The following is a 10,190-nucleotide window of genomic DNA, read 5'->3' as shown; positions in this document are numbered from 1 at the left end:
CGTCGTGCAGCTCGCGCGCGATCCGCAGCCGCTCCTCCTCGATCGCGGAGCGCTGGCGATCGGCCTGCAGGCGGAGGTCCTGCTCGTATCGGCTGCGGCGGGATCGGAGGAACGCGCCCGCGCCGAGCGCGACCAGGAGGATCGCCGTCGTCCCGAAGCCGCGGGCTGAATTTGCCGAATTCACGGGATCGGCGGTGACGAACAGGGCCGTGATCGCCACGGCGTAGGCGACGGCGATCGCCGCGAGGGCCCAGACGAAGGCGCCGGACGCGGCCGCGAACACGATCGCGATCGCGAACGGGAACAGCGCGACCGGAGGCACGGGGTTGATCGCCGCAGCGGTGATCGACAGGGCCCCCGCGACCGCTGCACCCGGGCCGGGTGCGCGCCGCCCGAGCAGCGCGACCGACAGCGTCGATGCGATGCCGAGTGCGCCGTAGGCGAGGCCGGCCGCGTCGTCGCCGATCCGGGCGAGTCCCCCCGCCACGAGCAGGATCAGGACCGCGGAGACCGCGAGTGCGGCGAGGGCGCGGTGGCGGATCCCTCCACCTCCAGGCGCGCGCGTCACCGTCCGACCGTAGCCATCCGGGGCGCGACCCCCGTACTCCCGCGGAAGTACCCGGTCCGCCTCCCGGATCCGCATCCGGGTGGCACCCTTGGAGGGTGACCGACGCGCTCGAGGACGTACGTCTCGACGAACGACTCGTGCTCGGCACGCCCTGGACGCTGCTGGTGTGGGACGACCCCGTCAACCTGATGACCTACGTGACCTGGGTGTTCACGAGCTACTTCGGCTTCTCGAAGCAGAAGGCGGAGCGCCTGATGCTGCAGGTGCACACCGAGGGCAAGGCGGCCGTCGCCTCCGGCAGCCGCGAGGAGATCGAGCGGCACGTGGAGGCGATGCACGGCTACGGCCTGCAGGCGACGATGCAGAAGGTGAGCGGATGAAGATCCTGGGGGAGTTCCGCTGGAAGGGCGGCGCGATCGAGCGCCGCTTCACCGGCGCCGAGCGGAAGATGATCGGCAACCTCGCGAACGGTCTCGCGGAGACGATGGCGCTGGCGGACGACCCCGGCTCCTACGACGACGCGGTGCTGCGCCGGCTGCTCCCGGACGCCGTGCCCGGCGACCCGGACGCGTCCGCGGAGTTCTCCGCGGCGACACGGGAACGGCTCGCCGCATCGAAGGCGGAGGGGGCCGGGCGGCTGGTCGCGGACCTCCAGGCGGCCCCGGGAGGCGTCGTGCGGCTGGACACGACGACCGCGGTGGTGTGGCTGACCGCGCTCGGCGACCTCCGGATCGCGCTCGCGGAGCGGGTCGGGATCGACAACGTGCAGAAGGCGTCGTCGCCGCAGGGCCTCGTCTACGCGTGGCTCACCTGGCTGCAGGGCAGCCTGGTCGAAGCCCTCGACGCCGCCTGATCCTCCGTTTTGTAGGAAGAACCTGCCTACAAAACGGAGAGTGCTCAGCCGCCGATGAGGCTCGGCTGGAGGTCGCGGAGGGTGCGGTGGCGCGTCATCCGCGCGGCGATCGCGGACGTCAGCGCGAGCGCCGCGACGAGCCAGATCGCCAGCACGCCGACGTCACCCCAGGCCAGCGCCAGGTCGCCGCCGTACATGACCTGCCGCAGCGCGTCGACGGCGTAGGCCATCGGCAGCGCGTGGTGCAGGGCGGCGAGCGGGCCCGGCAGCGTCTGCCAGGGGAAGGTGCCGCCGGCGGTGACCAGCTGCACGAGCATCAGGATCAGCCCGAGGAACTGCCCCACGCTGCCCAGCGCCGCGTTCAGCAGCAGGAGGATCGCGGCGAACGTGGCGGCGGTCAGCACCAGCACCCCGACGGTGCCGAGCGGGTGCACGATCGCGATCCCGAGCGGCCCGACGGCGATCACGAACAGCGCGATCATCTGCGCGGCACCCAGCAGCGCCGGGGTGAGCCAGCCGGCCAGCGCGACGCGGATCGGCTGCCGCACCGCGGTCAGGGCGCGGCGGGACAGCGGCCGCAGGATCAGGAACAGCGCGTACGCCCCGATCCAGGCCGACAGGCTGAGGAAGAACGGCGCGAGCCCGGCGCCGTACGTGCCCGCGCTGGTCGCCTTCGTGGTCGCGACCCGGGCCGGGTCGCCGATCGCGGCGGCCTCGGCGTCCCGCTGCGACGCGGTGGTGGCCGGGATCGCGGTGACGCCCTTCGCGAGGCCGTCCTGGAGCGACGTCGCTCCGGAGGCGAGCTTCGCGATGCCGGTGTCCAGGGAGGCGCTGCCGCTCGCCGCCGATGCGGCGCCCGAGGACAGGGTCGTCGCGCCGCTCGCGACGGTTCGCGTCCCGGACGCGAGCGAGGAGGCGCCGGTGGCGACCTGCTGCGTCCCGCCGGCCATGCGGCGGGCGCCGGCTGCAGCGGTCGACACGGAGGAGGAGACCTGCTCCGTCGCGGAGGACAGCGACGAGGCTCCGGAGGCGACCGATGCGCTCCCGGCCGCCAGCTGCTGCGCGGAGGCCGCCGCCTGCTGCAGCGCCCGCCCGCTCGGCGCCAGCACCGCCAGCGCCTGCTGGATCTGCGCGGCTGAGAGCCCGTCGGCGGCGAGCGTGCGCTGCAGTGCCGCCGCGGTCGAGCTCGACGAGGCCGCTGAGGAGAGCGCCTTCGCGAGGGCGGCGTTGCCGTCCGCGACCGTGCTCGCGCCATTCGACAGGCGCCCGGCCGCGGCGGGCAGCGCGCCTGTCCTGGTCGAGAGCGTCCCGAGCCCGTCCGCGAGCGAGTCGGCTCCCGACGCGGTCGTCCGCGCGCCGGACGCCAGGCTCGCGGCGCCGCTCGCCGCGGACCGCGCACCCGACTCGAGGGTCGAGGCGCCCGATGCGAGGCGCGCCGTCCCCGAGGCGAGCGAATCGGCGCCCGTCTTCGCCTCCGCCGTACCCGATTCGAGCGTCGCGGCGCCGTCGGCGGCGTCGGAGAGGTCGCTGCGCACGTCGGCGAGCCCCACCAGGAACGACTTCGCAGCCGCCGTGCCCACCTCCTGCGCCACGGCGTCGCGGATCTTCGTGGCGACCTGCCCGGCGACCGTCGACGAGAGGTATCCGTTCGCGTCGCTCGTCGTCAGCTGCACGGCGGCGCGCTGCGGGTCGGTCGTGCCGACGGAGGCGAGGTCCGTCGAGAAGGAGGTGGGGAAGGTGACGACGAAGTCGACCCCGCCGGTCTGCAGCTGCCGCTTCGCCGCGGCGGGGGAGAGCCGCTGCCAGTCGAAGTCGCCGGACCTCACGAGCTGATCCGCTGCGTCCTGCCCGCGGTTCACCCGCTGACCGTCCGTGGTCGTGCCGCTGTCGGCGACGACGACGGCCGCGGGGACGTGCTTCAGGTTGCCGTAGGGGTCGAGATTGCCCCAGAGGTAGAGCCCGCCGTAGAGCAGCGGCACGGTCATCAGCGCGACGAACGCGAGCACGCCGAGCTTGGTCGAGGTGAGCCGCTTCAGCTCGCTGCGCAGCAGGGTGAGGACGGTCATCGGGACGCTCCAGCAGTCGTGATGGTGGCGCCGGCGGAAGCCGGCAGGGCTTCGACGGCGGCCGCGCCACCGAGGACGAGCACGGGCATGCCGCGCTCGGCATACTCGTGGGCGAGGACGGTCCAGCCCTCGGCGCGCCCGCCGTGCCGCTCCGGCGCGGTCAGCACGAGTGCGCGGACGCCGGGCCGCATCGCGGCGAGGCCGAGCAGCAGCCGGAGGCGGTCGTCGGGCAGCAGGTCGCCGATCGGCCGCCGCAGCCAGGCCAGCAGCCCGAACGGATCGAGCGCCTCCGCAATCGAGCGACGGCCCGACGGCAGCCCGGCGAACCGCAGCTCCTCGCGCACGACAGCGGCGACGGGGAGGGATGCGGGGGCCTCCGACACGACCGGGGTGTCGACCAGCGCGACCGCGCGGCGGACGGCCGCGAGGTCCGCGACGCCGTCGAGCAGCACCGTGCCGCGATCGGGGAGCAGGCGACCAGCGGCGATGAGAGACGCGAGCATCGGGCCGCGCTCCCCCTCCGCCGACGCGAATGCGGGGGCGTCGTCGGGCAGCACGGCCGAGAACGGCGGCAGCACCGGGGTGCGCTCGTCGCCGAGGGCGACATCCAGGATCTCGAGCATCAGCGGTCCTCCTCCGGAGCGAGTCGATCGATGTGCGTCTCGAGCACGGCCTGCGCATCGCGCCAGGACAGCCCGAGCACGCCGAGGCCGGCGAGCACGACGAGCCGGCGACCCTCCTGCCGGGACATCGGCCGTCGGAGGCTCTCGTCCAGCACCGCGAACGCGGCGCCCTCGATCAGGTGGGCGACCGTCTCTGCTGGCAGGTCGGTCCGGCCGGCGCCGGTCTGCGCGGCGAGCCCGACGTCCGCGACGATGCGGGCGTGCAGCGGTCCCAGCTCGCCTCGGAGCACCTGCTCGCGCATCGGGCCTCGCACGACGGCGCGGGTCATGGCCCGCACGTCCTCGATGTCGTCCCAGACCAGGCGACCCACGAGGGCGAGGTCCACGACGGGGTCGGCGTCGTGGATGGCGTCGACCGCAGCGGCCACGCGGGACGCCCCGAGGGAGGCGATCTCGGCGAGCAGCGCCTCGCGGGAGGGGAAGTGGCCGTAGACCGATCGGCGGCTGAGCCCGGCGGCGGCGGCGATCGCGTCCAGGGAGGCGTCCGGGTCGCGGTTCAGCTCCGCCCGAGCGGCGTCGAGCAGTGCGGCGCGGTTCTTCAGGGCGTCGCTGCGCGGTGCTCGGGCGCCGGTCGACGTGGTCATGGCAGCAGCCTACGCTTTATCTTGCACACTGATGTGCAACCTAATCGGGGGGTGGGCGGTCGTCCGATAGGTTTGGATCCCAAGAGGAAAGGAATCCTCCATGCCTGCGATCGTCCTGATCGGCGCCCAGTGGGGCGACGAAGGCAAGGGCAAGGCGACCGATCTGCTCTCCGGCCGCGTCGACTACGTCGTGAAGTTCAACGGCGGCAACAACGCGGGGCACACGGTCGTGATCGGCGACAAGAAGTTCGCCCTGCACCTGCTGCCCTCCGGCATCCTGAGCCCCGGCGTCGTTCCCGTGATCGCGAACGGCACCGTGATCGACCTCGAGGTGCTGTTCTCCGAGCTGGAGGCGCTGACCGCCCGCGGCGTCGACGTGTCACGGCTCCGGGTCTCCGCGAACGCGCATGTGATCACGCAGTACCACCGCACGCTCGACCGGGTCTCCGAGCGCTTCCTCGGGAAGCGGCAGATCGGCACCACCGGGCGCGGCATCGGCCCGACCTACGCGGACAAGATCAACCGCGTCGGCATCCGCGTCCAGGACCTGTTCGACGAGGGGATCCTGCGGCAGAAGGTGGAGGGGGCGCTCGAGCAGAAGAACCACCTGCTGCTGAAGGTCTACAACCGTCGTGCGATCGGCGTGGAGGAGGTCGTCACGGACCTGCTCCAGTACGTCGAGCGCCTGCGGCCGATGGTCGCGGACACCGCGCTCGAGCTGAACACCGCGCTCGACGCCGGCAGCACCGTGCTGTTCGAGGGCGGCCAGGCGACCATGCTCGACGTCGACCACGGCACGTACCCGTTCGTCACCTCCTCCAACGCGACGAGCGGGGGCGCGGCGACCGGTTCGGGGGTCGCGCCGAACCGCATGGAGCGGGTGATCGCGGTCGTGAAGGCCTACACGACGCGCGTCGGTGCGGGCCCGTTCCCGACCGAGCTGCAGGGCGCATCGGGGGAGTGGTTGCGCTCGAAGGGCTTCGAGTTCGGCACTACCACCGGCCGACCGCGTCGCACCGGCTGGTACGACGCCCCCATCGCGCGGTACGCGCAACGGATCAACGGGGTCACCGACTTCGTGCTGACGAAGCTCGACGTGCTGACCGGCCTCGAGACGATCCCGGTCTGCGTCGCATACGACATCGACGGTCGTCGCGTCGACGAGGTGCCGGTCAGCCAGTCCGACTTCCACCACGCGACCCCGATCTACACGGAGTTCCCGGGCTGGAACGAGGACATCACCGGCGCCCGCACCTTCGACGACCTGCCGAAGGCCGCGCAGGACTACGTGCTGGCGCTGGAGGAGCTGAGCCGCGCCTCCATCTCCGTCATCGGCGTCGGACCCTCCCGCGACGGCGTCATCGTCCGCCACGACCTCCTGCGCTGACGACACCCTCCGTTTTGTAGGCAGGTCCTGCCGACAAAACGGAGTCAGTGGTCCGTGGCGGCCGGGCGGAGGCGGGTCTCCTCGAGGTCCAGCAGGGCCTGGGCGCGGTCCTCGATGCGGGCCGGGTAGATGCCCTGGCGGCGCAGCTCGAGCAGGTGCTCCCGCTCGGCGTCGACGACGGCGAGCCGGAGGCGCCGGAACAGCCGGTGCGGCGTCGCCTCCAGCGGCAGATCGCCGCTGTGGCCACGCTCCCACGCTGCCTCGGCGCGGAGGTAGGACGCCTGCCGGACCCGCTCGATCACCTCCGGATCGACATCGGAGGCGCCGTCGACCGCCGAGCCCGGATCGTCGAGGACCGCAAGGCCGTGATAGCTGAGGTCGTCGAGCAGCTCGGCGAGCTGCCGCTGGTCCGCGGCCTCGTCGACACCCCTGATCCGCAGCGCGCGGATCAGCGCCGGGAGCGTCACGCCCTGCAGCAGCAGGCTCACGACCGCGACGATGAAGGCGATCAGGACCAGCTGCGGGCGGTAGGCGATGTTCGGGTCCGTGGGGATCGACTGCGCGGCGGCGAGGGTGACGACACCCCGCATCCCGCTCCAGCCGAGGATCACGCCGCTGCGCCAGTCGATCGATTGGCCGCGCAGCTGCTCGAGGTCCGCTCGGCGCCGCGCGTACCGCCTCCGGAGGAGCGTGATGCGCCGACGCAGGCGACTGTGCGTCGGCTGCGTGAGCTGCTGCTGCAGGAACAGCAGGGAGTGCAGCGCGCGCGCCTCGGCGCGCTGCTCGCGGAGCCGCAGCAGGAGCACGAGCGGGCCCACCCAGAGGAACCGGAGGCCGATGAGGACGGCGGTCGCGAGCAGTCCGAGGCCGATCGTCGCCTCGAGCGACAGCGACGGGTCGGCGTTCACGTCCTCCACGAGCGCGCGGATCTGCAGGCCCACCAGGAGGAAGACGGCGTTCTCCAGCAGGAACTGGATCGTGTTCCAGTTGATCCGGTCGCTCGAGCGCGTGACGACGGAGAACGATCCGGGGTTCGCATACCCCGTATAGAGGCCGGCGACGACCACGGCGAGCACGCCGGACGCGTGGATCGTCATCGCCGGCGCGAACGCCAGGAACGGCACGGCGAGCGAGATCGCGGTCGCGAGCACCGGATCCTCGAGTCGCGACCGGATGGCGACCGTCACGATGCCGACGATCAAGCCGATCACCACCGCGACGACCACGGCGAACACGAAGTCACCGGAGATGGCGAGGGCGTCGCTCGCCTGGTCGCCGGTCGCCAGGCCGACGGCGGTGGTGAGCAGGACCAGCGCGGTCGCGTCGTTGACGAGCCCTTCGCCCTCGAGCACCGAGAGGATCCGGGGCGGCAGGCCGAGTCGTCGGCCGACGGCGGTCGCCGCGACCGCATCGGGCGGGCTGAGCACTGCGCCGAGGGCGATACCGGCGGGCAGGATCAGTTCAGGGAGCACGTGGAAGAGGACGAATCCCGTTCCGAAGGCCGTGACCACGACGAGGACGACCGACAGGCTGAGGATCGTGCCGATGTTCCGACGGAAGTCGACGAACGGCAGCCTGATCGCCGCGGCGTAGAGGATCGGCGGCAGGAGCACGTCGAGGACGAACTCGGAAGGGACCTCGATCTTGGGCAGCCCAGGCAGGTACGACAGCCCGACGCCGACCAGGACCAGGAAGATCGGGGCGGCGATCCCGGCACGCCGCGCGAACGCCGCCACACCGACGATCACGGCGATCGCGATCACGCCGCCGAGCTCGTAGAGGGGGAGGTCGTGCAGGACGGCATCCACGCGCTCAGGGTACCGGAGCGCCTCCGGCGGTCGGATTCGACCATGAGCGCCGTCGCGCCCCTCAGCGACGACCCCACCCGCCAGCGCGGGAGCAGTGTTCACGGATCAGGGGATCCGGCGACGCGCAGCGGCCCGGATCCCCTGATCCGTGAACACGACCCTCACGGACCACACGAGGCGTCAGCTGGGCACCGGTATTCCGCCGGTGGCTCGGGCAGCGCGAGCCGTAGGGTCGGCGCATGACCGGAGACGAGGCCACCGAGCTGCAGTCGTTGCGCGACAGCATCGACAACATCGACGCCGCGCTGGTGCACCTGCTCGCCGAGCGCTTCAAGTGCACGCAGCGGGTCGGCCTCCTGAAGGCGACCGCCGGGCTGCCTGCGGCGGATCCGGCCAGGGAGCGGGATCAGATCGCCCGTCTTCGCGGCCTCGCGGAGGAGTCCCACCTCGACCCGGGCTTCGCCGAGGCGTTCCTCGCCTTCATCGTCGCGGAGGTCATCCACCACCACGAGCGCATCGCCGAGGACGTCGCCGGCGCCTGAGGGGTGGTGTTCACGGATCAGGGGATCCGGATCCCCTGATCCGTGAACACGACCAGCAGGATCAGCCGCCGACCCGGGCTCCGAGGCGGGCCGGGAGCGTGCCCTCGTGGGCAGCACGCAGCTCGTCGATCGGGATCGTGAACCGGTCCTGCACCTCGAGCGTGCCGCTCTCGGCATCCGTCACCCCGATCCGCAGGGCCGGCACGCGACGGCCGGCGCAGAGGCCCACGAACTTCACGTCGTCCTCCCGCGGCACCGCGACGAGCACGCGCGCCGTGGACTCGCTGAACAGCGCGGTCGCGGCGTCGACGCCGTCGCGCTCGAGCACGTCGCCGAGCCACACCCGTGCACCGAGCCCGAAGCGCAGCACCCCCTCCGCGAGCGTCTGCCCGAGGCCGCCCTCGCCGAGGTCGTGCGCGGCCGCGATGAGGCCCTCGTCGTTGCCCGCGCTCAGCAGGGCGGCGAGGTCGCGCTCCGCCTCCAGTCGAACGGCCGGTGGGCGACCGCCGAGGTGGTCGTGCACGACACCGGCCCACGCGGACCCGTCGAGCTCCAGCGCGGTCGTGCCGAGCAGGTACAGGTTCTGCCCGTCGTCCTGCCAGCCGGAGGGGATGCGCTTCGCCACGTCGTCGATCACGCCGAGCACCCCGACGACCGGCGTCGGGTGGATCGCGGTGGTCCCGGTCTGGTTGTAGAGCGACACGTTGCCGCCGGTGACGGGGACCTCGAGCGCGAGGCAGGCGTCGGCGAGGCCGTCCACCGTCTCGGAGAGCTGCCACATGACCTCGGGTTCGGTCGGGGCACCGAAGTTCAGGCAGTCGGTGACGGCCAGCGGCGTCGCGCCGGTGACGGCGACGTTGCGGTACGCCTCCGACAGCGCCAGCTGCGCGCCCGCGCGGGGGTCCAGCAGGCTGTACCGCCCGTTCGCGTCGGTGGCGATCGCGATCCCGAGCCCGGTCTCCTCGTCGACGCGGATCATGCCGCCGTCGTCCGGGAACGAGAGCGCGGTGTTCCCGAGCACGTAGCGGTCGTACTGGTCCGTGATCCAGGCGGGGGAGGCGAGGGAGGGGGAGGCGAGTACCGCGAGCAGCTGGTCGCGCAGCGCGGCGCCGTCGTCGGAGCGCGTCAGCAGCGCAGCCGTGTCGGCCTGCAGCGCGTCCTGCCCCGCAGGTCGCGCCACCGGCCGGTCGACCACCGGGCCGTCGACGGCGACGGTGGAGGGGTCGACGTCGACGATCGTCTCGCCGTGCCAGGTGATCTCGAGACGGCCGGTGTCGGTGACCTCGCCGAGCACGCTCGTCTCGACGTCCCACCGGGCGGTGACCGCGAGGAAGCCCTCGAGCTGTTCGGGGGTGACGATCGCCATCATCCGCTCCTGGCTCTCGGACATCAGGATCTCTTCCGCCGTGAGCGAGGGGTCGCGCAGCAGCACGGCGTCGAGGTCGATCGTCATGCCGCCGTCGCCGTTCGCGGCGAGCTCGCTGGTCGCGCAGCTGATGCCCGCGGCACCGAGGTCCTGGATCGCTTCCACGAGGTTCGCGTGGAACAGCTCGAGGCAGCACTCGATGAGCACCTTCTCCGCGAACGGGTCGCCGACCTGCACGGCCGGCCGCTTCGTCGGTCCTCCGGCGGAGAACGTGTCGGAGGCGAGGATCGACGCCCCGCCGATCCCGTCGCCGCCCGTGCGGGCGCCGAACAG

General features: G+C 72.6%; 9 protein-coding genes and 1 pseudogene. 4 read left to right on the top strand and 6 right to left on the bottom strand.

Annotated features, from left to right (window positions below):
- Positions 1–568: pseudogene (locus ACFE67_RS11875) on the bottom strand (hypothetical protein); the annotation flags it as partial.
- Positions 569–663: 95 nt separating this feature from the next.
- Between ACFE67_RS11875 and clpS the strand changes: the two are divergent.
- Both clpS and ACFE67_RS11865 read left to right on the top strand, forming a co-directional pair.
- Positions 664–948 carry an ATP-dependent Clp protease adapter ClpS gene (clpS, locus tag ACFE67_RS11870; protein ID WP_375407088.1) on the top strand — a complete coding sequence of 95 codons (285 nt, stop codon included), beginning with the start codon at positions 664–666 and terminating at the stop codon, positions 946–948.
- Positions 945–1,421, top strand: a complete 477-nt coding sequence (locus tag ACFE67_RS11865; protein ID WP_375407087.1) for a DUF2017 family protein — start codon at positions 945–947, stop codon at positions 1,419–1,421. Before clpS ends, ACFE67_RS11865 begins: the two co-directional genes overlap by 4 nt.
- A 44-nt stretch (positions 1,422–1,465) precedes the next feature.
- On the opposite strand, the gene ACFE67_RS11860 is transcribed toward ACFE67_RS11865, so the two are convergent.
- From ACFE67_RS11860 to ACFE67_RS11850, 3 genes are read right to left on the bottom strand one after another with little or no spacing between them, the layout of a single operon-like run.
- The gene (locus ACFE67_RS11860; protein WP_375407086.1) at positions 1,466–3,487 is read right to left on the bottom strand and encodes a YhgE/Pip family protein; all 2,022 of its coding nucleotides are present in this window, start codon (positions 3,485–3,487) and stop codon (positions 1,466–1,468) included.
- Positions 3,484–4,110, bottom strand: a complete 627-nt coding sequence (locus ACFE67_RS11855; RefSeq protein ID WP_375407085.1) for a hypothetical protein — start codon at positions 4,108–4,110, stop codon at positions 3,484–3,486. The genes ACFE67_RS11860 and ACFE67_RS11855 overlap by 4 nt, the downstream gene beginning before the upstream one ends.
- Entirely contained in the window at positions 4,110–4,754 is a 645-nt protein-coding gene (locus ACFE67_RS11850; RefSeq protein WP_375407084.1) for a TetR/AcrR family transcriptional regulator, read from the bottom strand. Before ACFE67_RS11850 ends, ACFE67_RS11855 begins: the two co-directional genes overlap by 1 nt.
- A gap of 100 nt (positions 4,755–4,854) precedes the next feature.
- Between ACFE67_RS11850 and ACFE67_RS11845 the strand changes: the two genes are divergently transcribed.
- The gene (locus ACFE67_RS11845; RefSeq protein WP_375407083.1) at positions 4,855–6,141 is read left to right on the top strand and encodes an adenylosuccinate synthase; all 1,287 of its coding nucleotides are present in this window, start codon (positions 4,855–4,857) and stop codon (positions 6,139–6,141) included.
- 44 nt (positions 6,142–6,185) lie between these two features.
- On the opposite strand, the gene ACFE67_RS11840 is transcribed toward ACFE67_RS11845, so the two are convergent.
- Positions 6,186–7,949, bottom strand: coding sequence for a cation:proton antiporter (locus ACFE67_RS11840; RefSeq protein WP_375407082.1), 1,764 nt, complete (start codon positions 7,947–7,949; stop codon positions 6,186–6,188).
- 239 nt (positions 7,950–8,188) lie between these two features.
- Here ACFE67_RS11840 and ACFE67_RS11835 point away from each other — a divergent pair, with 239 nt between their 5' ends.
- Positions 8,189–8,491, top strand: a complete 303-nt coding sequence (locus ACFE67_RS11835) for a chorismate mutase (RefSeq protein ID WP_375407081.1) — start codon at positions 8,189–8,191, stop codon at positions 8,489–8,491.
- A gap of 61 nt (positions 8,492–8,552) precedes the next feature.
- Here the strand turns inward: ACFE67_RS11835 and ACFE67_RS11830 are convergent.
- On the bottom strand, positions 8,553–10,190 hold a 1,638-nt coding region (locus ACFE67_RS11830), incomplete at its 5' end, for an AIR synthase-related protein (protein WP_375407080.1).

It is taken from the genome of uncultured Amnibacterium sp., from assembly GCF_964244015.1.
Taxonomy (GTDB): domain Bacteria; phylum Actinomycetota; class Actinomycetes; order Actinomycetales; family Microbacteriaceae; genus Amnibacterium.
The sequence above is the reverse complement of the archived record's forward strand: the minus strand, read 5'-3'. Positions and strand labels throughout refer to the sequence as shown.

Bases quoted from the DNA above. Each gene is read 5' to 3' on its own strand.
- ACFE67_RS11845 (WP_375407083.1), top strand. From the start codon at position 4,855: ATGCCTGCGATCGTCCTGATCGGCGCCCAGTGGGGCGACGAAGGCAAG.
- ACFE67_RS11860 (WP_375407086.1), bottom strand. From the start codon at position 3,487: ATGACCGTCCTCACCCTGCTGCGCAGCGAGCTGAAGCGGCTCACCTCG.
- ACFE67_RS11850 (WP_375407084.1), bottom strand. From the start codon at position 4,754: ATGACCACGTCGACCGGCGCCCGAGCACCGCGCAGCGACGCCCTGAAG.
- ACFE67_RS11855 (WP_375407085.1), bottom strand. From the start codon at position 4,110: ATGCTCGAGATCCTGGATGTCGCCCTCGGCGACGAGCGCACCCCGGTG.
- ACFE67_RS11865 (WP_375407087.1), top strand. From the start codon at position 945: ATGAAGATCCTGGGGGAGTTCCGCTGGAAGGGCGGCGCGATCGAGCGC.
- ACFE67_RS11835 (WP_375407081.1), top strand. From the start codon at position 8,189: ATGACCGGAGACGAGGCCACCGAGCTGCAGTCGTTGCGCGACAGCATC.